The following is a 26,951-nucleotide window of genomic DNA, read 5'->3' on the forward strand; positions in this document are numbered from 1 at the left end:
TGTCTCAGACTCTTTTTCGTTTAGGCAGTAAATGACTGAATTGAAAATGTAAAGTATCACTGATTTAAAGAACTACTCATTTTCATAAATTGAAAAAGTAGTTCTTATGCAAAAATATATGAGGTATGTCACATAAAAATGCTAGTGAGACTTATGCATGAGCTTTAGCTCAGGTAAACATTTCAATCCTAGTCATCCTTGCCTTGATTGCATACGTGGGACTACGAAATCTCTATTTAAAAATTTGATTTCTGTCCCATTCCCTTATTTTTTATTTATTATGTTTTTGTCGATTCACTATTTTACGTTTAAGGGTAAACAATATTTCATATATAACCGGAACAACAATCAATGTTAGCAATGTAGATGAAATTAATCCACCTACAACCGTTGCAGCCATACCTTTTGAAATAATGATTGAACTATCTTCACCAAATAGCATTGGGGCTAGAGCACCGATTGTTGCAAGTGCCGTCATTAAAATTGGTCTGATACGCGTGCCACCCGCTTCTAATAACGCTGCTTTCATTTCAAGCCCTTGTTTTTCCTTATTAATCACTCTATCAATCAATACAATCGCGTTCGTTACTACGATCCCAATCAGCATTAACATACCTATCATACTTGTTACCGATATTGTCTCTCCCGTTATAACTAAAGCCACTACTACACCTATAATGGTATATGGTAATGAAAATAGAATTGTGAAAGGTGCCAGTGCACCTTTAAATGTCAATACAAGCACTAGATATACAATGATAATAGCGGCTAACATAGCCATCGCTAATTGTGTTATGGCATTGCTAATATCTTCATTTGCACCACCAACGTTAACTTTTACATTGCTTGGTGTATCGATATGATTTACTTTCGACATTATTTTCTGTGATGTACCACCTACGTCATCATTTGTAATTTTAGCTGAAACGGTTGCGATTTCATCTCCAGCCTTCGTTTCAATTTTGTTTGGCGTTGTCGATTCTTCTAACTCAGCAATATCACTTAATTCCACAGACTGACCTGTAGGAGATTGCAACTCTGTGTTTTCTAACTTATCTTTTGACCAATCTGTTTGCTTATCTTCCTTAATTTTAACATCTATGGACTTCCCTTTTTCTTTAACAGTTGTCACACTTTCCTCAGGTGTATTCTGATTCAAGGTCATTGCTAACTGTGAAGCAGATAATCCATAACTTGCTGCCTTATTCTGATCTATTTTAATATTATATTGATCATAGGTTTGTGTTAAATCTGATTTAACATTTGCAGTCCCACTGACATCTTTTATTTCATCTTCAACTTTCTTCACTGAACCTTTAATTGATTCTAATGATGGACCACTAACAGTAATTTCTAAAGCATTATTACTGCCACCAGTACCCATATCTTGATTTGACCACTCACCAGGATGTTTGTATGTTTCAATATGCTGTAACACCTTATCGGGTTCTTCATCAAAATGAGGTGTGTTCGAATCGTACTCAACCATAATCGCCATACTATTAGAGTTACCAGTTGGATCATTAGGTGTTGGACCGCCAACTGAGTATTGAACTGTACGCACTTTATCTTTACTATTCAGATATTTTTGTACTTGCTCTGCATGGTCTAATACCCCTTTTTGCGTTTCTCCAGGTTTAGGCGTATAAGTTAATGCCATATATTTATCTTCACCCGTAGAAATAAAGCTAGTTCCTAGTTTAGCAGCCCCAAGTCCAATACTTGCAATTAATATAATTGTACTGATAATAATGACTATCCATTTGTGATTTAATGACCAGTTCAAAACGGATTTATACTTTCTACCGATAAATCCTAACGATGTTTCCTGTTTATGCTGTATTACACCTTTTTTAAAGAAAGTAGCACTTAATGCAGGAACAATCGTAATAGATACAAGTAATGAAGCTAGTAAACTAAATGCGATTGCCAGTGCAAATGGTCTAAACATTTCTCCTACAGAGCCACTTACAAAAGCTAATGGCAAGAACACGACAATTGTAACAATCGTCGATGACATGATTGGTTTAAATACTTCGCTTGTAGCACTTACAATGAGTTGATCACCTTTAAGTGCTTCTGATTTATCAGATAATCGTCGGTAAATATTTTCAACAACAACGATAGAATCATCAATAACACGACCTATCGCAACAGTTAATGCTCCTAACGTTAAAATATTCAATGAAACATCTGATAATTTCAACGCAACCATTGCAATTAAAATGGACATGGGTATAGATACAATTGAAATGGCAGTCGTTCTGATATTTCTTAAAAATAATAGAATTACGATAATCGCTACAATGGTACCTAGTGCAGCTTTCTCAATCATTGTATACAATGCATCTTCTATTGGTTTTGCTGTATCCATCACTTTTGTAGCAACCATTTTCGGATTGTCTTTTATAAATTGATCAATTTCTTTTTTTGTATCTTTGGCAACTTGAACAGTGTTTGCATCTTGTGCTTTTGTAATTTGAACATTAACTGCATCTTTACCGTTTGTTTTAGATATAGATGCCCGCTCATCGCCTGCAGATACTTGTGCAATTTCTTTTAATTTTACGGATGGTACTTCAGAATCACTTGATTGGCTACTCGATGCTGTAGTTGCAGATTGGGAAGCAGAAGCTTGTTGCTCAGCACCTTGACTTGACGCTCCGTCATCACCTTGAGATTGACTATCTCCTGCTGCTGCAGATAACGGAATGTCTAAATTTTCAAGTGCTTTAACGGATGTAAATTGACCATCAATAACGACAGATTTCTCAGTATCATTAAATTGAAATAGGCCTAGTGGTGTTTCACTTGTAGCACTTTTCAAATACTGTTGAACACGCTCTTTAGTTAACCCACTTGCTTCTAATTTATCTTGGTCAAATTTTATTGATACTTCTCGTGACGTCTGCCCATTAAGTTGCGCATTTTGGACCCCATCAATTGTTTGAAGTTTTGGTAATAACTGATTATTAATTTTTCGTGTTGTATCTTTTAAATCATTATCATTGGTAGTAAATGAATAAGCAACTATTGGAAAAGCATCTATAGAGCTTCTTGTTAACTCCGGCTCTTCAACATTCTCCCCAAATTTTATTTTATCTAACTCTTTTTTGAGGTCGTTCTCTGCTTTATCTAAATTAGTACCTTCATTATATTCAACCGTAACCATTGATGCATTCTGTATAGATTGAGCATTAACATTCTTAACACCTGCCATCGATCTAATTTGATCATCAATCTTATCACTTACATCTTCTTTTACTGTTTCTGGTGTAGCACCTGGCATGGAGGTTTGTACGGTAATCATTGGTGGCTCAACGTCAGGTAATAATTCTAATTTCATTTTGCTACTGGCATAAACACCGCCCAATATAACTAACAAAACCATTAAAAATATTGCAAATTTATTTCCTAATGAAAACTGCAATAATTTTTTTATCATGTGTTTTTCTCCTCTCACATATCCCTTTAACAGTTCTAATTTACCACAAGTATGGTCCTGAAAATATGTAGTTTATTAATTATAGACAATTTGTCCTGTGACATTTAGTTGAACTTTTAAATTTCAACATCACTATACGTATCATTATTCCATGGCAATCATAAAAAATGCGTGCTATAAAGTTGAATCAATGTATTCTAGCTCTATATAGCACGCGTCTATTTATTCTGAAATGCTTTATTTTTTTAATTTTCGAGACAGTTTAATTTTGGCTTTTGTAAGTTTTGGTTTAATATTCTCGATAATTTGATATAAAGGTGCATTTAACACATAGTCGAATTCACCAATTTTTTCACTTAAATATGTGCCCCAAACTTTTTTAAATGTCCATAAACCATAATGGTCTGAATCTTTATCAGGATTATTATCAGTTCCACCAAAGTCGTATGACGTTGCACCATGTTCTCTTGCATATTGCATCATAGCAAATTGCATATGGTGGTTTGGTAAGAAGTTACGATACTCATTTGATGAAGCCCCATATAAGTAGTAAGATTTTTTACCAGCAAACATTAATAAAGCACCTGATAAATAAATGCCTTCTGGATGCGTTGATTCTAAAGTAACCATTTCATCAATGAGTTCTTGAGTTTTGGTTATTTTATTATCAGCATCATTTATTTTATTAAGTGTCTTCTTATCCTGCTTTTTATCTGCAAGTTTTGCTTTTTCAACTTCTAGTTCATGCAATTCTTGTCTTAGATCTTCTAAAACAGGTTTAGGTTCTAACTTCACTAAAAACAACTCAGCATCCCCATCAGGGTGTAATGCATCATATATATTTTCAAAATAACTAATATCTCTAGTTAAAAAACCATCTCTTTCGCCTGTTATTTGCATTAAATTAGCAAATGTTTTCAAACCTTCTCTATTTGAACGTTCAACTGTAGTACCACGTTTTAAAGCTAATCTCACTTTTGAACGATTTCTACGTTCAAAACTTTGAATTAATGCTTCATCCGTTTTTTCTATTGGTGTAATCATAGTCATTCTTGGTTGAATATAATCTTTAGATAAGCCCTCTTTAAACCCTTTATGTTTAAACCCAAGCGCTCTTATATTAGACAAAGCGTCTGCACCTTTATCTACTTCAACATCTGGATCAATTTTAATAGCATATGCTTTTTCTTCTTTGGCAATTTGCATTGCAGCTTCAAGTAAAGTTTCTAATGCCAACTTGTTACTATAATCTGTTACAAATCCTCTTGAAATATAGCACAGTGTATAAGGTAGTTTAGGTACTTTTTTAAATAGTAGTTGTGCTACCCCTACAATTTCATCGTCTTCTCCAACTGCGATACGTCTTGAGTACCATCCAGTTAATGTTTTAGTTTCTGCCCACTGCGTTAATTGTAATAAGTCACCTTGTGGGTGTGCTTTAACAAATGCATCATGTGCTTGATCTGTAATATTCATTTTTTCCATAAAAACTGATGTCTCCTTTATCAATTCAATACTTTGGTATTATACAATGCTTTTAGCAAACTTTCACATAGAATTCACTCATTTGATATACTATAATAAATTTAGAAATGAGGTGTAACTATGCGTAGTATTATTATTGGATTGTTTTTAATTATTAATTTAGTTTTCGTTATTCAAGCTTTTATTGAACCACTGACAATTTCATATTTAAGTCTAAGAATTATTTTAGCAGCATTAACTTTTGTTATATCTATTTACTTACTGTTATTGCGTACTAATAAGTTTTCCACTTATTTAACTATTTTAACACTTATTATTTCATTGATACACATATTCATTATCGCTCATAGTGCTTATATTTACATTTATTAATCTGCCTCAAATATATAACTTAACCCTCTTATAATTAAAGTATATGGAGAAGTCGTTTTACTATCTTTAATTGTTATTGATTTATATCCTGAGTTAGGACCATCACTTATTTTAAATATCAAATCATCATGTTTTAATTTAAGTATTGTGACTTTCTCATCTTCACTAACTATGTCCATATCAAACCAATGTTGCCATTTTTTCACAGTATGTGCGCGTTCGGTACTATGCAAATTAATGGATTTAATCATAAATTCTTTTTGGCGAAGTGCTTCTAATTTTTCATTCCTTTTTTGCTCGTTCTCATCCCACTGTATAAAGAACGGTGGCTTCACTCTATAGTCTGGATCTGCAATATATAATAATTTCCAGGATGTTTTATCACCTTTAATGTTTTCTCTGTGCATTTCAATCGGACCGATAACATCTATACCTTTTTCTTCTAAATCTTCCTTAAGTTGATTGATGTCAGCCGTACTTAAAGCTAATGTCTTCATTCCTTGACTATATTGGTCTTGCACAATTTTAGATGGGAATGATACACGCCCTTCATCCGATTTCACTATTTTTTGCAAAACTTCCGGTTTATAAACATCCAACAATTCTACGTAAGCATTTTCTAAATAAGCTAATCTATTAAATGTACCAAAACGCTCATGTTGTCCACCTTGGTTCAAAGTTAATAAATGACCTGGAAATTTAAAGTTCTCTAACTGATGAATATAATGGATAATATGATCTAATTTCAAATATTGCATTAATTTCTCTCCCCTAAGCTTCCTTTAGCTTCATCATAACAAATTGCATACGACTTTACTTCTCATAACACATCCATACAACTTTCTTTCATATTAAACTCACCAAATGTCGGCGCTTATTGTCACTTTTCCTCAACTATTTATACATTGACTCAATTACAAATGTGAGAAATGACAAATTTTCTGAAATTCCCACCAGCTTGCCCTCATTTCAATCACTATTTCTTCATTTATTATCAATGCATGATTTTTTATGTTCGCTTAAGTCTTTTTAACATCAAACAGGTTATAACTTGATTTTAAAAATAAAATACTATTGCTTTATCCTACAAAAAGGTTTACAATATTGTTTGTTGTTAAATAGGTTAGCCTAGCTAACTATTAAGGAGGATCTTATGGACTCACAAAGTATATTCAATCATCTAACAGCTATTTATAGACCCTACACTAAATTTTTCCAACCGGTATTTGAGGAATTTGATGTTTATCCCGCACAATGGTTGGTATTAAAAGATATTGCTCAAAACGCACCAACGACACTCGTTCAAATTTCAAAGCGTCGAGCAATTGAAAAACCAACTACAAGAAAGATTTTAAAAGTACTTTCTGATAAATCATTACTTACGATTGAACTTGGAGAAGATAAAAGAGAAAAATTATTATCTTTTTCTGAAAAAGGACAGCAACTTTATGGTGCAATCAATACACGTATATGTGATGTACAGGATAAAATTATTGAAAATACTGGTTTATCAGATGATGAACTTAACTATGCAATACAAGTCATTCAAAAGATCCATGAACAAATTATCAATATGGAGGAATAGTCAAATGAATCAATCCACTTCTCTGAAATCACCGATTTGGACAAAAAGTTTTAACATTAACTTTTTTACTAATTTTTTAATTAATCTATGTATGTATCTACTGATTGTTATTATTGCTAGTTATACAAAATCAGAGTACCACGCCTCAGATAGTGTTGCTGGACTAGTTACAGGGCTATTTATTATCGGCTCATTAATAGGTAGATTTACGACTGGTAAATATGTTAATAAAATTGGTCCTAAACGTATATTACTCATTGGTTTAGGCTTTTTATTAGTTACACAATTATTTTATTTTATAGAAGGTTCTTTAGCTTTCTTAATGGTAACTAGACTCTTTAATGGTATTGCTACAGGTATTACTACAACTGCTACAGGAACAATTGCAGCTTATGTCACACCAAATGACAGAAAGAGTGAAGGCATTAGCTTATTCTCCTTAAGTTTGGTCATAGGTGCAGCAATCGGACCATTCTTCGGTTTATTACTAATCAATAGCTTCCCTATTAAATTATTATTCACAATCTGCTTACTCTGTGGCATTATCAGCTTTATTATTTCTTTCTTTGTTAAATTACAATTTGAAGTAGAAAGTAACACAGAGTCTAAAAAGCAAACGACTCAATCTAAAAAATTCAATATTAACAATTATATTGCAAAAGAGGCTGTACCCGTTGCAATTATCATGTTGATTTCCGGTTTAACCTATTCATCAATTCTTACATTTCTTCAATTTTTTGCCCAAGAAATTAATCTTGTAACAATATCAAGTTACTTCTTTATATTCTATGCAATTGCTTCACTTATTACACGCCCAGTTGCTGGTCGATTAATGGATCAAAAAAACGAAAATGTAGTAGCTTATCCAGCATTCATATTCTTAATCATTACTTTCCTTACTTTAAGTATTACAAACAATGGTTGGTTACTCATAATTGCTGGTTTATGCTTAGGTGCTGGTTACGGCAATATTTCATCTTGTATGCAAGCCATTGCGATTAAAGTCTCACCGCCGGCTAAATATGGTATTGCGACTTCTACTTACTTTATTGGTCTTGATTTAGGTTTAGGATTTGGACCTTATGTATTAGGGTTCTTTACATCAGCTGTGAGCTACGCACAACTTTATGCAATAATGGCAATCATCGTTTTAATCACAGCGATCATTTACTACTTTGTACACGGCAGAAAAGTTAAAAATTTAAGTTCATTTTAATTAAAAAATTAGAGTCTGAGACACCGCTTGATGTCTCAGACTCTTTTTAGTTCGACAGTAAATAACTATAAAGTATATTCCCCTACGATATTAAGTTAGTAGATTTTCTGGATCAGTTAAGGTAATCCACTCCTAGCCATTCCTTATCGAATATAAACCCACAGAACTTTTATGGATATTTGATTGTAATCCTATCTGATTGTTTTAATTTATGTATATCACACTATTGTGCTATTTGAATTTTTTCAATTTCATTGATAATATCATCTAATAATTTACTCTGTATATCATTATAATAATAAAAAACTTGTCTTTCATCCGTTTCTGAACGCACTTTAGAAATGAGCTCTTTTTTATAAATTTTTCTAATAATAACGTCAATTTTACTCGTATCCCAAAGCATTTCAAAATGCAAGGTATCTCTTAACTCTTTACCGCTCATTTTCTTTGCTTCATACACTTTATACAATATGACAAATTCTTCTATTGATAAGCGATGTACAGATTTTAACCAATGTTTTAATTGACTTAATGCTCTTTCAGAATTTATAAAATATGATACTTTACTTTCCATAAAAAATGGCCTCCTTATTGACTACTCTCGTTGTGTTCTATGGCTTTATTTAATGAATAAGCTTCAAAAGTATTATATAACACTTTCTTCATTTAATCTATTATTTTTATTGAAACAGATAAATATTATCTTCAATTGAATATAATTTATATAATCTCAAATGAACATCTTAAAAAATTTGTATTACTCAATATCTTTAGACATATATTAACAAATTTTATCTATTTTATATTTTGCGAAATTAAATATCATTAAAGGTTAAGCATCCTATCATTTTGACCTTGAAATTTATTAAAAGGCAATTAAAATTAGGCATCTTTCCATTTTCAATTCAGTCATCTACTGCCTAAATGAAAAAAATCTGAGACATCTATTTTGTCCCAGACTCATTTCATTTTTTATTATCCACCTATATAATTCATGTTTATTTTTTTACGTTTTCTATTTGCAACTGTTTGTTCAGTTCGTTCATCAGAATAGCGGTCATCTCTGATATTCCATAATGCTTTAAATTGTTCGAATAATTCATTATCAGTTGCGCCATTGCGCATAAATGACTTAACATTAAATCCATCTACAGTACTAAATAAACATCCATAAAACTTACCATCTGATGAAAGACGTGCACGTGTACAAGTAGAACAGAATGACTGAGAAACACTTGTTATCAAACCAAATTGTGCTTTATTATCTTTATGCTGATAATATTTTGCAACTTCACCATAATATTTCGGTGCCACTGGCTCAATATCAAAATTCTGCTCTATCATTTCAAGCATTTCGTCTTTTGACACAACTTTACTAAAGTCCCAACCATTATCATTACCAACGTCCATAAATTCAATAAATCGAATTTGTACATCTTTATCTTTAAAGTATTGCACCATAGGTACGATCTGGTCATCATTTACACCTTTTTGTACCACTACATTTACTTTCACTTGAAATCCTATAGCAACTGCATAATCAATTTGTTGTAAAATCGTAGAAGCCTTAATATTTCTATTGTTTATGGCTTGGAACACAGCATCGTCTATTGCATCTAGGCTGACATTGATACGTCTCAAGCCAGCATCGTATAATTTTTGACCGTGTTTTTTTAATAATAAACCATTTGTCGTTAAACCAATATCTTCTACACCTTCTAATTGATTTAACTGGTATATCAATTTATCTAAATCACGTCTTAGTAATGGTTCCCCACCTGTAATTCTTATTTTTTTCACGCCTAATTGCGTGTATACCTGTGCAATACGTACCATTTCATCAAAGGTAAGCAACTCATCTTTAGGTAAGAATACAAAGTCATCACCAAATATTTCTTTCGGCATGCAATAATCACAACGGAAATTGCAACGATCTGTAACTGACAGTCTTAAATCACGAATCGGACGTCCAAGTTTATCAGTTATTTGCTCTACCATAACATTAGGTCCCCTTATCTATTTAATATATCTTGTTGTAAAGAGTCCAAATCTTGTTGATAATTAATATTTTTGTACCAATAATCTGGTGATTCAATTAAATTTACATCTAACCAATCACTTTTCACTTTATTATAAACACTTTTCAAACTATAATCGTTTGAATTTAATGCATCATCAATATATGGCAATGTGTGCGGACTATAAAAAGCAATAGTCGGTATGGGTCTGCCCTTTTCCTTAAACCCAGCGATATCTAATTGGTCTTCTATAAGGTGTTCTACCATGAATTGATATAGTTTACTCACAGCTTTTTGAGAAATCATAGGTGTATCAACCGACACAACAAAGAACAGTTCCTCACTTTCATAATGCTGAATGACTGACTGAATACCTGCCAAAGGACCTTTATCCTTATTTTGATCTTCATCAATAATAATATCAGAATGATCAAATTGAGATGCTAATCTCTCATTTGTACTGATAATAACTTGATTAAACATATTTGTACCCTCTAAAACGTCAATAATACGCTTATAAAATGGTTGCGCATTTATTTGAGCAAAAGCCTTTGGTTCGCCGAATCTTTCTGATTGTCCTCCGGCAAGTATAATTGCTTTCATGTTTTTTTACCCTCCGCTAACTGGTGGAATTAATGCCACTGTATCATCTTGATGTACGATGTCATCACTTTTGACGAATTCTTCATTTACTGCAATTTGAAATTGCTTATCCTTGATTTGAGGATAACGTTCAAATAAATCTTTAGTAAAATCATCTACCGTAATATCATAACTTAAATCAATTGTTTCAGTCTGTTTAGCTAAAATTTCTTTTAATTCTGCAAAGTATAGTATTTTCATAATTACTATTCCCCCTCAACTGCATCATTGTGATTCCCATGCTGATGCCCTTGCCATTGAGCGCCATCTTCCCATATTTCCTTTTTCCATATAGGCACAATTGCTTTGATTCGTTCGATGGCATATTCATTTGCGCGATATGCATCCTTTCGATGTGGCGAGGATACACTGATAAGTACAGCAATATCAGATATATTCAGTGGTCCAATTCTATGAACAATTGCTGTTTTTGTTCCAGGCCATTTCTGTGATATTTCGTCTCCAATTTGAGCGAGCTTCTTCTCAGCCATAGGAATATATGCTTCATATTCTAAGTATTCTGTTTTAACACCTTTCGTCCACTCTCTTACATGACCTGTAAAAACAACTACCGCGCCTTGATTTTCATCCAAGACATAATCTCTATATGGCTCAGTTTGTATCGGGTCACACTTCACTTCGAATTGCTTCATTTAATGCATTCCTTCTATTTTAAAATAATGAAATAGCCATTGATTATAAAGCGTCAATGCATCTGTTTCGGCCAAATTCACATAGTATTTTACATTCGTTAAATGGCTTAGACTTTGACGTTCTTTCTCATCTTGATAAACAACTACTTTATCGAATCGTGCAGATTTAAAGCCTTCTACGAGTATCACGTCACAATCTATTGTAACAGATTCGCTGATAATTTCCTCAAGACTTTGATTTTCTTTTCTTGTTACCGACTGTTGATAAGACTTACCTTGTACAATACTCTGATCAGCGCCTGCATTAAAATGTTTCATATGGTCAACTTGATCATTTTGTAATGTGATATCCGCTTCTTGATTAACTAATTGGTTAAATCCGTGATGTTTAACAGTTGCCACTGTTAACAAATGTGATTTTAAAAATTGGATTGTATGTGACATTAACGTCGTTTTTCCAGCGTTTTTATAACCCACAATTTGTAAAATCATATAAAACATGTCTTTTCGTATGTTTGTGATTCCGTCAATATGACGTTAACCGTATGTCCTTGACTATAGCCTCTCGTTCCACCTGGAAGCATAATCATAGCATTACTATGGGCTATCGCAACTACAGCGCCTGATTTATTAAACCCTGATGGTACTACCGTCATTTCTTTTCCATTCAACGTCGCTGTGGCACGTATAAATCTTGTAAATGGGTTCGCCTTTTTAAAATCTTCCATTAATGTCGCTTGTATTACTTGAGGATATATTGCATTAGCACCCATCATATGAAGTACTGCCGGTTTAACATATAACTCAAAACCAGTATAGCAAGCCGATGGATTCCCAGATAATCCAAATAGATAGGTTTCATTTGCAACTGCTACAGTCGTAACACTACCTGGTCGCATCGCTATTTTATTGAATAGTACTTCTGCATTTAATGCTTCATATATTTGTGGCAGATAATCGAAATCACCCACCGATACGCCACCAGTCGTAATGACAATATCATGTTTAGCCATTGCTTCTTTTACGACTTGAATACTACTGTCCAAATCATCTTCTTGAATTTGATATGCAATAGCACTTAACCCTAATTTTTGCGATAAGGCTGTAATCATAGGACCATTTGAATTCCTAATTTTCCCTGATTCTAAAGCATCATTCACATCCAATAACTCACTACCAGTAGCTATAACACCTACACTTGGCTTTTTATTTACTTTTACTTGTGTATAACCGTAAGTTGCTAATACAGCAATGGCACCGGAATTAATTAATTGTCCCTTTTGCAGTACGATATCTCCTATCTCTGTTTCCTCACCCTTTAAAGAAACATTTTCATTTGGCTCAAAAGGTTTTCTCAAAGTAAAACTATGTCCGTTTTCAACAGTTTGTTCTAACATAACCACTGCATCTGTACCTTCTGGTAGAGCAGCCCCTGTCATAATCCGAACCGCCTCGAAAGCGCCTACCGTTTTATCAGAAACAGATCCTGCACCAATATGATCAATCACATTAAAGCTTACACGTTGTTCACCACTAGCACCTACCGTATCCTTACTGCGAATAGCAAAGCCATCATAGGGAGATTTATTAAACCGTGGAATTTCATATGTCGCAATGATATCTTCGGCTAAAATATGATGGATACTCTCATTTAATGGAACTTCTACTTGTTGCGTATAAATCGATTGATTGACTACACGTTCAATTGCTTCACTTACAGGAATTGGCGTTCTTTTTTCTACTGGCATTTTAAATCTACTCCTTACATAAATTAATTTCGTGATATACTAAGAAACGATTAGGAGGGATATTTTGTCTGAATTTACGCATATAAATCACCAAGGCAATGCTAAAATGGTAGATGTTTCAGAAAAAAACATTTCTAAACGTACTGCAATTGCACATTCAAGTATCACAGTTAACTCGGAAATTTATAAACAAATTGTCGAACATACAAATCAAAAAGGGAATGTTTTAAATACTGCTCAAATTGCGGGGATTATGGCCGCTAAAAATACTGCAGATATTATTCCTATGTGTCACCCATTACCACTAACTGGCATAGATGTAACATTTGATTGGCAAGAAAATGAACAATCATACACACTTAATATACAGACGATTGTCTCTACTACAGGTAAAACTGGCGTTGAAATGGAAGCACTAACAGCTGCTACTGCTGTTGCCCTTACCGTATATGACATGACAAAAGCATTAGATAAAAGTATGGTAATCGGTGAAACCTATCTGTTATCCAAATCAGGTGGGAAATCAGGCGACTATCAGCGCCAAGATAATTAAAGATAATGACTCCTTGAATTACCCAAAGTAAACTGAAGTCATGACCATCATTTTTTAGTAGCAACTATATAAACTGAGCGCGAAGTGTCGCAATTCTGTTAAATAAATCAGAATTCAAGCTACACTTGGCGCTTTTGTTATTTAGTGATTTCATTCACTAGGTGATTTAATTCTGGTTTTATCAACTTGTTCAACGCTAATTTAACAGCGCCTGTTGAACCAGGAATGCTAAAAATCAACTTATCTCCAACTGCGCCTGCAATCGCTCTTGATAAAAGTGCACGTGTTCCAACATCTTCGGTATAACTCAAATATCTAAATAATTCACCAAAACCCTCAATTTCTTTTGTGATTAGTGCTGATACAGCTTCTATTGTAACGTCCCTCTGAGCAATCCCTGTACCACCAGTTGTAATAATGACATCTATATCTTCCTTTAACCATTCTTGTAGTTGTTTTTGAATTAAGTCTTGTTCATCTTTAACAATTCGATAATGCTCAGTAGCAATACTTACATTCAATTCAGAAAGTAGTGATTGAGCCAATTGGCCCCCCCTATCCGTTTCATAATCTCTTGTATCAGAAACGGTTAAAATAGCACATTTTATATCTTTGTCTAATTGCACATTTGTATGCACGATGCCCACCTCATTTATCCAAATAATTGATTTATTAATTTAATTGCTTCTTGTGGTTGCTTCATGCCATGTATCAGCATACGTCCACCTTTAAAACTGACGATACGATAACCTTTATATTGAAATTGAATGATATAAGGGTTACGTTTAAATGCGATTTTGTGTTGATTTAAAAATACACCTAGCATTTCCTGGGAAATATTAGGGTTTTCATATTGCACCGTATCTCTTCCACACAAACTAACATACTGACGTTTGGTTTCATTTAAATGGGGATATGTTGGATTTTGACCACAAGTTGGACAATTTGTTCTATATAATTTACTAAATCCAAAGCTAAAATGTGTACCTTCCCATAAATCACCATAAGTCAATTTAGTATCAGGCGTATGTTCTATCAATAGTTTCAATGCATCGCGTACTTGTAAACTTGTCGTCATCGTTACAGCGGGTTGTATAACACCTACCGTATCACACGTCATATTGATGGTTGGCAATTGTGGTACCATGCAATTAAAGCACGGTGTTGTGCCAGGTATAAATGCAGCTTCTATATAAGTACTTTGCACTACACCACCATAAATCCATGGTATATTCTGTTGATACGCATAGTCATTAATTAATTGCCGCGTTTCAAAATTATCTGTAGCATCTAAAATCAAAGAAATATTTGTAGCATGCGCTTCTAAAAATTGACGATCAACATGTGCGATATGACTGTGTATGACGACATCTTTACGAATTGCTAATAATTTTGTTTCTGCAGCAATGACCTTAGGCAATGCTGCATCTGCATCCGCTTCTGAAAATAATGTTTGCCTTTGAAGATTACTGTATTCAATATAATCTCTATCCACAATCGTAAGTTCACCTATGCCAGAGCGCACTAAACCCTCTGCAAGATGTGTACCTAAAGCACCCATACCAACAATAAGTACATGCTGTCTCTTAATTTTATCCTGTCCGTCTGATCCAATATGTTTAAATAACATTTGTCTTGAATATCGATCCTGTGTCACACGAATAACCCTCTCTTCACATCATTATTTCTATTATAAATCTTGGTCTCCAATGTAACAACGGTTTAAAATTAATATTGTTATAAAGTAGTGTTTCCCCTTATCTTTATTCAGCTCTAATGCGTGTTTTTATTTTATCTTTCATTAATATAGACAAGTATTTTCAACATTCTGAACGTATCCTATTATCTTAACTTCATGGTACAATGAATCAAATATTATTTTGAGGTGAATTCATGGCGCGATCAAAAAACTTTGAACAACTATTAGAAGAAGCGAAAGATATCGTAATTAACTCTATTGGAGAAACAATGGATCTTTACGGTGTCAATCGGAGTGTAGGTAATCTTTATGGCACGATGGTTTTCGAACAAAAAAGCATGACATTAGATGAAATGCGTTATGAGTTACAAATGAGTAAACCAAGTATGAGTGCCGGTGTTAAACGACTACAAGAATTTGATGGTGTAAAGCAACAATTTATTAGAGGTAGCAGAAAACAACACTTTACAGCAGAAAAAGATTTCTTTACGTTTTTCGGTAATTTTTTCTCGCAAAAATGGAATCGTGAAATCAAATTAAATTTAGAAGCAATTCAACGAGCAGAAAAATTACTCTTCCCTATTATTGATTCTGAAGATGCAGAACCAGAATGGATTGAAGATGCCAATAAAATGTTAGAACAAATTGAACATTCCAAAGTCTATTATGCTTGGCTATCTACACTTTCCGAAGCACTACATTCCGGAGAAATTTTTGATTATTTTCCTATTCCAAATCAAACTAGCGCTTCACAAAGCTGATCAATATTTAACTAAAAAAGTATCCTTCTCCATTTCACTTTGTTGTGTCGGCTTTGAAGGGTACTTTATTAATGGTTGTTGCCATATTTATTCTATTGTAATTTGTAAACCATCGTAAGCAATGGTAGTCAACAATCCTTCCTCTTTTAATTGCTGTTCTAATTGTTCAATGTGTGTTTCATTTAAGTTTTCCGTTGCTTCTATGTGTGTAAAGTAAGTGTGTGTTGCATTGATTTCACGCGCGATAGTCACACTTTCTTGAAAAGTAATTTCACCTAACGCTGCTAGCATACCATTTTCGTGAATTCGTTCTTTGGTAACTGGATTAACTTCATTACTACCAAATGGTAAAATCGCAACATCAACGTTCTTCAATTTTTCTATTGGGTGATAACCTTTAATTTCATCCGGGATAATTAAAATGCGTAATGTAGATGTCGTAATATAAAATCCAAATGCAATGTCTTCTGCTAGCTGAATCCACTCTATAGTCGTTTCACCTATCTTTATTTGACCATTGTTAGGAATAATCTCTTTTTCAATTACACCTAAATCACCTAGATAGTTTAAATGATCCCAATGACCAAAATATTTTTTAAAATCATTTACATGTTGCTCTGTAAGGATTATTTTCGAATTTTTGGATTGTGGTACTTTATTTATAAAATCAAAATTTAATGTTTCCCAAATTCTTATACCCATCGTATGATCAGGATGCCAATGCGAATATATGCCATATTTTATATCATAAATTTCTGAACGGCGTAATTGATAAAATATATCCTCAGAAGTATCAATTAATAATTGGAGGTCATGTATATAAATAGCTGGTCCAGTTCTATGTATTGCTTGTGAATGTTGCGAATGGGACTTATAAAGTGACGGAAACCCACCTGCTGTTCCTAAAAATTCTATCTTCATATATACACCCCTTCTAAAATAAAATGATGCTTATTATCATTTGAATTTATCAAAAAATACATTCATATTATAGATATTTGTCTTATACTTTTAAAAAAACCTGTATAGCTATTATCTATGTCATACAGGTTTTTAAGTATTGAAGTTTATATTTGGAAAATGATTTTAGCCAATAGTGATGATTTCATGCGCTAGTGAGGTGGCCTCATAATTTGAATGTGTAACAAAGATAATAGAAATTTGCCACTTTTCAAATATACGTTGCACAAGTTGGATACTTTCATGCTTAGTCGAATCGTCTAGACTTGAAAATGGTTCATCTAACAGAATCAAGTCTGGCTTTGTACTCAGTGTTCTAGCTAAAGCCACGCGTTGTGCTTCTCCACCTGATAAACGCATAGGATATTGATCTTTTAGGTGATCAATATTTAGTTGTTTCATCAATTTATCAATATGATCAGAAGGTTGTGCCATGAAAGTAATATTTTGATAGACATTCATGTTAGGAAAAAGTTGGTAATCTTGGAAAAGATAGCCAATATTTCTTTTTTGAATTTTCACATCAATCGCATGTGCTGAATCTGAAATAATACGTTTATTCACTTGTATAAATGCGTTGTCAGGTTGCCTTAAACCCGCTATCATATTTAATATTGTCGTCTTGCCAATACCGGAGGGCCCTTTAATTGCATATATCTTTGGTTTATCATCATTAATTTGTATGCTTAATGGTGTTGCTTTAAGCTGATGTGTCAGATGTATATGTAACAATTAATCTACCTCCCGATAACGATCTTTATTTAATAAATTAATTGTACCTATAACAGTTATCGCAAATGCTACCAATACAATCACCCATAACCATGCTTGATTTTCCTTACCTTGTTCAACCAAGAAATAAATCTCTAATGGTAATGTATTTGTCTTGTTTGGAATATAGCCAGCCACCATAAGCGTAGCGCCAAATTCACCAATTGCTCTTGCAAAGCTCATCATTACACCAGATAATATTGCACGTTTAGATAGCGGTAGAATTAATTTAAAAAATATTTTACTTTCACTGGCTCCCATTGTCCTAGCTGTATTTAGCATCTTATGATCTATACTGCGGAAACCTTGTACAGTGTGTTGGTACATCAATGGAAAACTGACGATCACAGAGGCAATGACTGCACCAGTCAATGTAAACACTACGGGTAAGTGTAATACATTAACAAAAAATGCCCCAATATAACTTCTTGGTGAAAGCACTATGAGCAAGATGAACCCCATCACAGTCGGTGGTAAAACAATAGGTAAGACTATGATACTTTCTAAGATTCTAGCAATGATACCATGGCGTCTATATAACCATTTTGAAATGACTACGCCAATTAAAGTTACTATGATAGTACTTATAACGGCTACTTTAAGTGATATCCAAAATGGTGTAATATCTGGCATTGCTAAATCCTCCTATGCATCAAATTGATATTTTTTCAAAATATCTTTGGCCTTATCTGTTTTTAAGAAATCTATCCATTCTTTCGCTAACTTTTTATCTGTTGTAGTAGCTGCTTTATAAGTAATTGGTTTTTTCAAATCGGCTGTATTGATTTCTTTCACTTTACTACTACCATTTTGTTGTGATTGAAATAAATCTGTTTTATACACATAACCTAATTGTGCATTACCTTTTTCAACATAGTTTAATACTTGACGCACATCTTTGGCATAAACTAAATTTGGTTTCACTTTATCGAATAAATGATTATCTTTTAAATATTGCTCAGCATATTTACCTGCAGGTACTGATTTTGCTTCACCAATGGCTAACTTATCATCGCCTTGTATATCAGTTACCGAATGATAGTTGCTATCTTTTTCACCAATTAATACTAGTTGGTTTTTAGCATACTCATATGTATTTTGTGCTTTGTCTTTATCAACTAGTCCGTCCACATCTTTTGTATTTGCAGACATAAATACATCTACTGGTGCACCTTTTTCTATTTGTTGTCTTAAAGCACCTGAACCACCATAATTAAAAGAAACGTCTACATCTTTATGATCTTTTTTAAAAGCTTTTTCTAAATCCTTAGTGACATCCGTTAGACTTGCTGCTGCAGAAACATGTAATTCTTGTTTTGCTTTTTCATCGCTTTTCGTTTTACTATTATCCTTATTATCACCATTTGAACATCCTGCTAACACAAGACATAAAACAATAAATGAAATAATTAAATATTTAAATTTAATTTTCAAAATAATCACTCCTATTTTCTTTTATTATATGCTTGTAATCAAGAAAATAAAAGAGCGGAGTGAAGAAATCAATGAGTCCAGTTTGATTTCTTCACTCCGCCTTGAGACAAAAATATTTTCAGTTTATAACATGTCATAAAATATAGCGCGTTTTTAAACATAGCCTAATCAATTCGACATGCGCTGCTTTTATTATAAATGTTTGATAAAGCGTTTAAATGCTTGGCGTCCAGTATCGGTATTTTTAAAAACACCTGCATCTTCTAACACACGTTTAAATTTATAACCGACTTCTTTATCAACGATGTCGTCAACATTTTGTTTATTGATATCATAAGTGCGCTTCATATTTTCAGCCCATTGTTGGTGCATACCTAAATCTAATTGGTTATCACCCACAAGATACGTTTTTACTTGTTGTAATTCCTCTTTTAAGCGCCCTGGTAATATCGCCGTACCCATCACTTCTATTAAACCGATGTTCTCTTTTTTAATATGTTGTACATCCTCATGTGGATGGAATATGCCATCTGGAAATGCTTCGGAAGTTTGATTATCTCTTAAAACGATATCTAATTCATATTGTGATTGTCTATAACGTGCAATCGGTGTTACAGTATGATGTCTTTCACCATCATTACTAAATGCCCTTACATCTATCGTTTCATCTGAGTATTGATTCCACGTATTCATCACATATGTTGCTGCATTAATTAATTCATCGCGATTTTCGCTTTTTAATCGAATCACACTCATTGGCCAATTCAATGTACTCGCTGTTACCGATGAAAATTCATTCATTGTAAACCGCTCTATTTCTGCCGCATTATCCATAGGAAATACATGTTTGCCAGCCTGATAATGATTATGTGATAAAATCGATCCACCAACTAATGGAATGTCTGCATTAGATCCAATAAAATAATGTGGAAATTGTTCAATAAACGCTAACAAATTAACAAATGTTTGTTTATTAATTTCCATAGGCACATGATGTTCAGATAACACAATGCTATGCTCTGGAAAATAAGCATATGGTGAATATTGGAATCCCCACGACTTTCCGTCTAATTTCAATCGTATAATACGATGATTCGTACGAGCTGCTTGTGTAACCGAACCTTGGTAGCCTTCATTTTCAATACATAGTGCACATTTAGGATAATGTTTAGCTGGTTCAGCTTTAGCTTTCGCAATTTGCTTTGCATCTTTTTCAGGTTTAGATAAATTGATTGTAATTTCAATATCACCGTATTCTGTTTCTACTTCATAATTAATATTATTAGCAATAGCATCTTCTTTTACATAATGATTCCGTTTAGTTATTTCATAAAAATAATTAGTAGCTGTTTCCGGTGATTTTTTATAGGCTTCTACAAAATTTCGATTAATAACTGAAGGTCGAGGTGTTATTAAATCTAATATTTGTGCTTCAACGATTTCTTTTTTATATAATGCATCTTCTAGGCAGTTTTCATTAACTGCTTGTTCAATCCAATACTGAGCAATCGCATTTGCAGTGGCATCTTGGTTTAGTGGTGATTCATTATCAACATCAATACCTATTGCATTTAAAATTCGGAGCAGTTGATTTTGAATATAAATGTTATCTTCTTGTTCATAATCACCAAATGCAATTGCCTGTGTGACAAATTGCTGTACTAATTGTTGATTTAATAACATGCCTTATACCTCCGTATCTTCTTGATAACCGTTTGGATGTTGATTATGCCAGCGCCAAGCTGAATCAATAATGTCATGTATATTATCATGTTTTGGTTTCCAACCAAGTATTGATTGTGCTTTATCACTTGATGCAACTAATTTACTAGGGTCTCCAGCTCTTCTAGGTCCAACCTTCGCTTCAATTGGTTTGTTTGTCACCTTTCGAGCCGCTTCTAATATCTCAAATACTGAGTACCCTTGACTACTTCCTAAATTAAATGCGCCAGATTCCCCACCATTTTGTAAATGTTGGTAAGCTAAAATATGTGCATCTATTAAGTCGACAACGTGAAGGTAGTCACGAATACATGAACCATCTTCCGTATCATAGTCATCACCAAATATCGTTAATGCTTCTCTTTGTCCCAATGCAACTTGTAATACAATTGGCACTAAATGCGTCTCTGGACGGTGGTCTTCACCTATAGTGCCCTCTTCTTTTGCACCCGCTACATTAAAGTAACGCAAGGCTGCATAATTAACACCGTAAGCATTGTGACTCCAATGCATCATTTTTTCCATCATTAACTTACTTTCACCATAAGGACTCGTCGGTGTTTTAGAATCTGCTTCAGTAATAGGCACTGTATCTGGTTCTCCATATACTGCTGCAGTTGAGGAAAAGATAATATGTTTTACTTGATGATCATACATGACTTCTAATAACACTTGTAAACCATTCACATTATTGTTGAAATACGCTAACGGTTTCTCAACAGATTCACCTACTAACGAATATGCACAGAAATGGAAGACACCTTCTATTGTTTCAGTTGTAAACACCTGATCTAAAAATGGCTTATCACGTATATCGCCTTCATAAAATCGTGCATCTTTATTTACAGCTGCACGATGACCTGTCCCTAAATTATCTACAACAACGACGTCGTAACCTCTACTTATTAATTGATCCACCGCATGACTACCAATATATCCAGCGCCACCTAATACTAAAACAGACATATTCAAAATCCTTTCTTTTAATCATTTTGTATTGCTTACAAAGCCTTAACGCCATCACTTATACCCACATGATAAAACGAAGGTGCATAACCAATTTTATCAATATATGCTTTTGATACTTCATCTTCTAACTTCTGTATACTATTTTTATCCACTAAAGCAATGGCACATCCTGCAAAACCAGCACCTGTCATTCTTGCGCCTAATACACCCTCTACTTGCTGAGCTGTTTCAGCTAAGGTATCTAATTCAATACCTGTAACTTCGTAGTCTTCTTTTAATGATTTGTGTGATGCATTGAGTAATTGCCCAAATTGTTCAAAGTTATTATCAGCCAATGCTTTATGTGCAAGCTTCGTTCTCTCATTTTCTGAAATCGCGTGTTTGGCACGTCTACATACGACCTCATCAGTAATAAGTGATTGGTACTTCTCAAATTGCGCTAAAGATAATTCACCTAAAGATGTGATTTCTAATTGCTGCTGTAATTGTGAGAGTGCGTTTTCACACTCAGATCTACGTTCATTATATTTACTTTCAGTTAGTGAACGTCTTTTATTTGTATTCATAATTGAGATGACATAATCTCCAAATTTAGCAGGTACATAGTCAAAATCAAGTGTAGCGGTGTCTAATAATATGGCATGCTCTGCTTTACCCATACCAATAATAAATTGGTCCATTATACCTGAATTCACACCCATAAATTTATTTTCAACGACTTGTCCTAATTTAATTAACTGTAAGCGCTCTAAATGCAAATTAAATAATTGTTTAATTAGCCAGCCAGTTAGTAATTCAATAGAAGCTGATGACGATAAACTCGCACCATTCGGTATATTTCCTTCAACTAAAATATTGAATCCTTGATTGATATCATTAAATTCTTCTTTTAAATATTTAACGACACCCTTAGGGTAGTTTGCCCAATCGTGTTGCTCATTAAATTCAAGTTCATCTAATGTAAAAGATACAATACCTGTATCTTCAAAATTATTTGAATATAATTGAATGATACGATCCGTTCTTTTAGATGCTAAACCATATGTCCCCAGTTCTATTGCAGCTGGAAATACATAACCACCGTTATAATCAGTATGTTCCCCAATTAGATTAATTCGTCCCGGTGCAAACGCCCTCACATCTGCTTTTACATCAAATAAAGATTCAAACTTTTTGTGCATTTCCTGTAACATAAGCTTGCCACTCCTTTTTCTAAACCATCTCACATACCTATCGGCCCTTTAGTAAACACAATTAAAGTTTACTTGTTTACTAAATGTTTTGTCAATAAAGTTAACTATACTTTAAATGTGTTTCTTGCTTTGAGTTGCGCTTCTACAACAACATGAATTGCGATTTGCCTTGTGTTATTGATACGTTCTTCTGCCATTCTGACAGCAGTTCTCCCAAATTCATCGACAGGAATATGCACGCTACTAATTGAAGGCACTGCATATTGAATCACTTCTAAATCATTAAAACTAATTAATTTCACTTCTTCAGGGATTGCTTTTTTATTTAGTTGCAATTGTTGTAAAATACCGATTGCAATCATATCGTTGCCAGCAATAAATACTTGAGGAAACGCATGATCACTTTCTAAATAAACTTTCACTGCATCCTCTCCCTGTGTTTTTCCCCATCCATTGAGTAACACTATTTCTTCGACGTCATGTTTTTCACACCATGATTGATATGCTTGGTATCTAACATCTGCTGCGTTAGTAGTTGTTATACCATTCAACTCTCGTATTGTATGGTGCCCACCAATATATGCAATTTTCGTTAGACCTTTATCTAAAATGCGATTAAGCAGTTCTGTCATTGCATCATCCAAATCAGAATACACAGCATCAATAGATTTAGGTGTATTTGGATTATTAATGACCACCATGTTAGCGTTGTGCGTTTTCAATTTGTTCAATGCATCTACAGAAAAATTCCCAATTACAATAATGGCGCCTGCATTTTCAATTTTGTTTAAATCGATATGATCTTGTTGCCCATCAATTCTAATTGTTCGCTTAAGGGATAAGTTTAATCTTTTAACTTCTGCTTCTATCGCTAATCGGATTTCTCTATAATATGGATCCGACATTTCTTTCTCTCGAGAAGCGTATGTAATAATTTGGATACGTTTATTTTTTCTAGTAACTTTTTCGTATTGTAACGCTTGTGCGATTTGATTTATGCGTGTCCGCGTTTCTTTAGCAACGGATAAAGTTGGATCATTGTTTAAAACACGTGAAACAGTACCTGGACTTACTTCAGCTTGACGTGCAATATCCCTAATACTTGCCATTCATGTATCACCTCTATTAGTATTGTTTACCTTAAGTTTACTTCTCACTTTATGTTAAATCAATTGTGACGTAACTAAATCTGATTAATCGTTAAAAGCAACTTATAAACAGAATCGTGTAATGATAATACCTTTATAAACCGAATCATTTTTTTACAACTAAAAATAAGCTAAAATAATAATAGAATATGAAATGAGGTGCTTGTATGCATGAAGATGTTTTGACAAATCAAACAATTGTACGCTTTGAAGATGGTAAACTGATAGAAAAAAAAGATCACTATGTTACTGAATTTCCATTAACTATTATGGTGAATGGTGAAGAATTTGCTACAGTTATTTGTAGTCCAAATCATATGGAAGAACTTACACTTGGTTTTTTAGCTTCTGAAGGTGCTATATTAAGAAGCGATGATTTAAAGTCTATTCAAATAGATGATAGTAAGGGGTTTGCGCACGTTGAGTTAACAAAATCCTTAGGAGAACGCTTCGAGTATTCTACTAAACGCATGATTGCATCCTGTTGTGGTAAAAGTAGAGAATTTTATTTTCAAAATGATGCAGCAGTAGCAAAGACGTCAATGTCAAATATTGAATTAAATCCTCAACAAGTACTGAATATGATGACACGTTTACAAAGCGCTAGTGAAGTATTCAAACAAACAGGTGGTTTACACAATGCAGCCATTAGTGATGGAGATACGTTTTTCGAACATCGTCAAGATATCGGACGCCACAACGCACTGGATAAACTTTATGGTTACTGTATCGAAAGACATATACCAGTACGTAATAAAGTACTTATATTTAGTGGTAGAATCTCTTCTGAAATATTAATTAAAGCCGCTAAAATCGGTGTGGGCGTTATTCTTTCTAAATCCGCGCCAACCACGCTAGCCATAACACTCGCACAAGATTTAAATATTACAGCCATTGGTTTTATTAGAGAAGGAAATTTTAATATTTATAGTCACCCTGAACGCATAAAAATAGCGGAGATGTAATTAGTTGATAAATCAACAAACTACGTCTCCGCTTTACTCCTATTATAATAGTATCGTTTGATATTATTTTAAATATGCTCTTTTAGTATTTGATAACAGTAGCTAATAAAGATATAACCTTGCTTTATATACATATCTTTCGCGCTATCCTCACCATCAGCTATCAATATTATCGTTTTGTCTTTCGCAATCTGTGCTACAAATGATTGCATCACACTGCCTATGCCTTGCCTTTGATATTCATCCAACACGCCAAATCCATCTATTTCCATCGCCGATGCGGACACAATTAAATCTAATATACCTACTGGGACTTCACCCTTATATGCTAATATTCTCAATTTATTTTCTTGTGGAAATTGATTACGAATCATCTGTATACTTTCTTGTGCATATGCTAGCCCATACGGTTCAGCAAACCTACGATAAATAGCTATATAATCTTCAAGTGTTTCATCGTTCACGATTGTAACATCTATTTCTGAGTTTATAGCTTGATGGATATGCTGAGGTTCGATAGCGTAAAGCTCCATAATCCCTAACTCAAATTCTAATGCTTTTATTTCATCCAACCATTGTTGATCTAGGTGCTCATTTTCAGGAAAAGTAAATGCAAGGTGGGAAGATCCTTGTTGTTTATGCATAAATTGTTGGTAAGCCATATCTAATTTCCAAGAATTAAGCGTAGGCATTCGCTTATATATCCATTTGTTTGTATCATATACTAACGGTTCCTCAGGTGTTAAATAAATGGTTTTACTATTATCATCTTGATAAACCGTGCCTTGTTGAAAAATATCATTCATAGAAATGACCAATTTATACACCTTCCCTATATGTTTTTACTTCATTAATTGTTTGAATTGACTATGGTTTAACATTGTATTGCCTATTAAACTCGCAATAATCGCTTTTAATAAATCTCCAGGCATAAAGACGAATGAAAGCATTACTGACTTAGATATTGGTAAATGTGTTATCCACCCCATAATGATAGTGCCTACAATATCCAACAGTAATACACCGAACACAATTGTTGTACCTAATAATACAACAAAATTCATTTTATTAAAATATAAATCTCTCACTAAACCAATCAGGTATGTAATCACTGGATACATAAATAAAAAACCTGCTGAAGGTCCTGCAAATACACCAATACCGCCACGGCCGCCAGATAATAATGGTAGACCTGTTGCTACTAGTAATAGTAAAACAATGACACTTAAAGTCCCATATTTACGTCCAAGAAGTATCGCTGCTAGAAATATACCTATATTTTGTAAAACAATGGGTACTGGCATTACCGGCAATGGTATCGCAGGCACAAAGCCTAGTACCGCTATCATTGCTGTCATCAATGCTGTATATACTAATCTTTTTGTTGTCATAGTTATTCCTCCTCGATGAAGAAATTATATCACGAATGTAAACTTTAAAAAATAAAAAGTTTACATTAGGTTGCATTTTTAGTATTTTAACCATTAAATCATCACAAGCATAAGACCACATAAACTCTTTAATAAAATAAATATATTGCACCCATTTTATAACATGCTGATGTTTAATATCATATTATGAATGAAAAACTACATATTTATACCTTACCCTT

At 33.4% G+C, this 26,951-nt stretch carries 27 protein-coding genes; 5 read left to right on the forward strand and 22 right to left on the reverse strand.

Annotated features, from left to right (window positions below; all coding sequences use genetic code 11):
- Positions 1-271: 271 nt before the first annotated feature.
- The 3 genes from ACP7BT_RS07075 to ACP7BT_RS07085 all read right to left on the reverse strand — a co-directional run bounded on the left by ACP7BT_RS07075 (position 272) and on the right by ACP7BT_RS07085 (position 6,060).
- Positions 272-3,445, reverse strand: a complete 3,174-nt coding sequence (locus tag ACP7BT_RS07075) for an efflux RND transporter permease subunit (RefSeq protein ID WP_041079117.1) — start codon at positions 3,443-3,445, stop codon at positions 272-274.
- A gap of 237 nt (positions 3,446-3,682) precedes the next feature.
- A complete protein-coding gene (locus ACP7BT_RS07080; protein WP_041079119.1) occupies positions 3,683-4,930 on the reverse strand; it encodes a lipid II:glycine glycyltransferase FemX in 1,248 nt (415 codons plus the stop codon).
- 368 nt (positions 4,931-5,298) lie between these two features.
- On the reverse strand, positions 5,299-6,060 hold the full coding sequence (locus tag ACP7BT_RS07085; protein ID WP_002482599.1) for a VOC family protein: 762 nt from the start codon (positions 6,058-6,060) through the stop codon (positions 5,299-5,301).
- 395 nt (positions 6,061-6,455) lie between these two features.
- Here ACP7BT_RS07085 and ACP7BT_RS07090 point away from each other — a divergent pair, with 395 nt between their 5' ends.
- Positions 6,456-6,887 carry a MarR family winged helix-turn-helix transcriptional regulator gene (locus ACP7BT_RS07090; protein ID WP_037537915.1) on the forward strand — a complete coding sequence of 144 codons (432 nt, stop codon included), beginning with the start codon at positions 6,456-6,458 and terminating at the stop codon, positions 6,885-6,887.
- A gap of 4 nt (positions 6,888-6,891) precedes the next feature.
- The gene (locus ACP7BT_RS07095; RefSeq protein ID WP_041079121.1) at positions 6,892-8,103 is read left to right on the forward strand and encodes an MFS transporter; all 1,212 of its coding nucleotides are present in this window, start codon (positions 6,892-6,894) and stop codon (positions 8,101-8,103) included.
- A 223-nt stretch (positions 8,104-8,326) separates the two neighbouring features.
- Here ACP7BT_RS07095 and ACP7BT_RS07100 read toward each other — a convergent pair whose 3' ends face one another.
- The 7 genes from ACP7BT_RS07100 to glp form a co-directional block, all read right to left on the reverse strand.
- Entirely contained in the window at positions 8,327-8,677 is a 351-nt protein-coding gene (locus ACP7BT_RS07100) for a transcriptional regulator, SarA/Rot family (RefSeq protein ID WP_002482596.1), read from the reverse strand.
- A gap of 401 nt (positions 8,678-9,078) precedes the next feature.
- Positions 9,079-10,101 carry a GTP 3',8-cyclase MoaA gene (gene moaA / locus ACP7BT_RS07105; RefSeq protein WP_011302584.1) on the reverse strand — a complete coding sequence of 341 codons (1,023 nt, stop codon included), beginning with the start codon at positions 10,099-10,101 and terminating at the stop codon, positions 9,079-9,081.
- 14 nt (positions 10,102-10,115) lie between these two features.
- Positions 10,116-10,724: a molybdenum cofactor guanylyltransferase MobA gene (gene mobA, locus ACP7BT_RS07110; RefSeq protein ID WP_041079126.1), complete on the reverse strand. Its 609-nt coding sequence runs from the start codon at positions 10,722-10,724 to the stop codon at positions 10,116-10,118.
- Positions 10,725-10,730: 6 nt separating this feature from the next.
- Positions 10,731-10,964, reverse strand: a complete 234-nt coding sequence (moaD, locus tag ACP7BT_RS07115; RefSeq protein ID WP_002482593.1) for a molybdopterin converting factor subunit 1 — start codon at positions 10,962-10,964, stop codon at positions 10,731-10,733.
- 5 nt (positions 10,965-10,969) lie between these two features.
- On the reverse strand, positions 10,970-11,416 hold the full coding sequence (locus ACP7BT_RS07120; RefSeq protein ID WP_041079128.1) for a molybdenum cofactor biosynthesis protein MoaE: 447 nt from the start codon (positions 11,414-11,416) through the stop codon (positions 10,970-10,972).
- On the reverse strand, positions 11,417-11,908 hold the full coding sequence (gene mobB / locus ACP7BT_RS07125) for a molybdopterin-guanine dinucleotide biosynthesis protein B (protein WP_037537907.1): 492 nt from the start codon (positions 11,906-11,908) through the stop codon (positions 11,417-11,419). It abuts the gene before it with no gap.
- Complete coding sequence (glp, locus tag ACP7BT_RS07130; protein WP_002482590.1) at positions 11,905-13,164, reverse strand: molybdopterin molybdotransferase MoeA; 1,260 nt, start codon at positions 13,162-13,164, stop codon at positions 11,905-11,907. The genes mobB and glp overlap by 4 nt, the downstream gene beginning before the upstream one ends.
- A gap of 64 nt (positions 13,165-13,228) precedes the next feature.
- Between glp and moaC the strand changes: the two genes are divergently transcribed.
- On the forward strand, positions 13,229-13,717 hold the full coding sequence (moaC, locus tag ACP7BT_RS07135; RefSeq protein ID WP_037537903.1) for a cyclic pyranopterin monophosphate synthase MoaC: 489 nt from the start codon (positions 13,229-13,231) through the stop codon (positions 13,715-13,717).
- Positions 13,718-13,854: 137 nt separating this feature from the next.
- Here moaC and ACP7BT_RS07140 read toward each other — a convergent pair whose 3' ends face one another.
- Positions 13,855-14,355 carry a MogA/MoaB family molybdenum cofactor biosynthesis protein gene (locus ACP7BT_RS07140; RefSeq protein WP_037537900.1) on the reverse strand — a complete coding sequence of 167 codons (501 nt, stop codon included), beginning with the start codon at positions 14,353-14,355 and terminating at the stop codon, positions 13,855-13,857.
- A 14-nt stretch (positions 14,356-14,369) separates the two neighbouring features.
- Entirely contained in the window at positions 14,370-15,374 is a 1,005-nt protein-coding gene (locus ACP7BT_RS07145) for a ThiF family adenylyltransferase (protein ID WP_037537897.1), read from the reverse strand.
- 236 nt (positions 15,375-15,610) lie between these two features.
- On the opposite strand from ACP7BT_RS07145, the gene cudC reads away from it, so the two are divergent.
- Complete coding sequence (gene cudC, locus ACP7BT_RS07150; RefSeq protein ID WP_002482586.1) at positions 15,611-16,177, forward strand: choline uptake/conversion transcriptional regulator CudC; 567 nt, start codon at positions 15,611-15,613, stop codon at positions 16,175-16,177.
- Positions 16,178-16,264: 87 nt separating this feature from the next.
- Here the strand turns inward: cudC and ACP7BT_RS07155 are convergent, their stop codons facing one another.
- The 8 genes from ACP7BT_RS07155 to ACP7BT_RS07190 form a co-directional block, all read right to left on the reverse strand.
- On the reverse strand, positions 16,265-17,098 hold the full coding sequence (locus tag ACP7BT_RS07155; RefSeq protein WP_037537892.1) for an MBL fold metallo-hydrolase: 834 nt from the start codon (positions 17,096-17,098) through the stop codon (positions 16,265-16,267).
- 165 nt (positions 17,099-17,263) lie between these two features.
- Positions 17,264-17,869, reverse strand: a complete 606-nt coding sequence (locus tag ACP7BT_RS07160; RefSeq protein ID WP_002482584.1) for an ATP-binding cassette domain-containing protein — start codon at positions 17,867-17,869, stop codon at positions 17,264-17,266.
- A complete protein-coding gene (gene modB, locus ACP7BT_RS07165; RefSeq protein ID WP_041079132.1) occupies positions 17,870-18,541 on the reverse strand; it encodes a molybdate ABC transporter permease subunit in 672 nt (223 codons plus the stop codon).
- A 12-nt stretch (positions 18,542-18,553) separates the two neighbouring features.
- Positions 18,554-19,336 (reverse strand): molybdate ABC transporter substrate-binding protein, encoded by a 783-nt coding sequence (gene modA, locus ACP7BT_RS07170; RefSeq protein WP_041079500.1) that lies wholly within the window; start codon positions 19,334-19,336, stop codon positions 18,554-18,556.
- Positions 19,337-19,534: 198 nt separating this feature from the next.
- Complete coding sequence (gene galT, locus ACP7BT_RS07175) at positions 19,535-21,025, reverse strand: UDP-glucose--hexose-1-phosphate uridylyltransferase (RefSeq protein ID WP_002482581.1); 1,491 nt, start codon at positions 21,023-21,025, stop codon at positions 19,535-19,537.
- Positions 21,026-21,028: 3 nt separating this feature from the next.
- Positions 21,029-22,030: a UDP-glucose 4-epimerase GalE gene (gene galE / locus ACP7BT_RS07180; RefSeq protein WP_011302570.1), complete on the reverse strand. Its 1,002-nt coding sequence runs from the start codon at positions 22,028-22,030 to the stop codon at positions 21,029-21,031.
- A 35-nt stretch (positions 22,031-22,065) separates the two neighbouring features.
- Positions 22,066-23,226 carry a galactokinase gene (locus tag ACP7BT_RS07185; RefSeq protein WP_011302569.1) on the reverse strand — a complete coding sequence of 387 codons (1,161 nt, stop codon included), beginning with the start codon at positions 23,224-23,226 and terminating at the stop codon, positions 22,066-22,068.
- Between the two features lie 104 nt (positions 23,227-23,330).
- Positions 23,331-24,335 carry a LacI family DNA-binding transcriptional regulator gene (locus ACP7BT_RS07190; protein WP_002482578.1) on the reverse strand — a complete coding sequence of 335 codons (1,005 nt, stop codon included), beginning with the start codon at positions 24,333-24,335 and terminating at the stop codon, positions 23,331-23,333.
- Positions 24,336-24,541: 206 nt separating this feature from the next.
- On the opposite strand from ACP7BT_RS07190, the gene fdhD reads away from it, so the two are divergent.
- Positions 24,542-25,339, forward strand: a complete 798-nt coding sequence (gene fdhD, locus ACP7BT_RS07195; RefSeq protein WP_002482577.1) for a formate dehydrogenase accessory sulfurtransferase FdhD — start codon at positions 24,542-24,544, stop codon at positions 25,337-25,339.
- A 68-nt stretch (positions 25,340-25,407) separates the two neighbouring features.
- On the opposite strand, the gene ACP7BT_RS07200 is transcribed toward fdhD, so the two are convergent.
- Together ACP7BT_RS07200 and ACP7BT_RS07205 are read right to left on the reverse strand one after the other, a co-directional pair.
- On the reverse strand, positions 25,408-26,145 hold the full coding sequence (locus ACP7BT_RS07200) for a GNAT family N-acetyltransferase (protein WP_002482576.1): 738 nt from the start codon (positions 26,143-26,145) through the stop codon (positions 25,408-25,410).
- Positions 26,146-26,181: 36 nt separating this feature from the next.
- Entirely contained in the window at positions 26,182-26,730 is a 549-nt protein-coding gene (locus tag ACP7BT_RS07205; protein ID WP_011302565.1) for a biotin transporter BioY, read from the reverse strand.
- Positions 26,731-26,951: the final 221 nt, after the last annotated feature.

Origin of the sequence: Staphylococcus sp. Y174-1 (genome assembly GCF_049897865.1) — a bacterium.
GTDB classification, from domain to species: domain Bacteria; phylum Bacillota; class Bacilli; order Staphylococcales; family Staphylococcaceae; genus Staphylococcus; species Staphylococcus saprophyticus.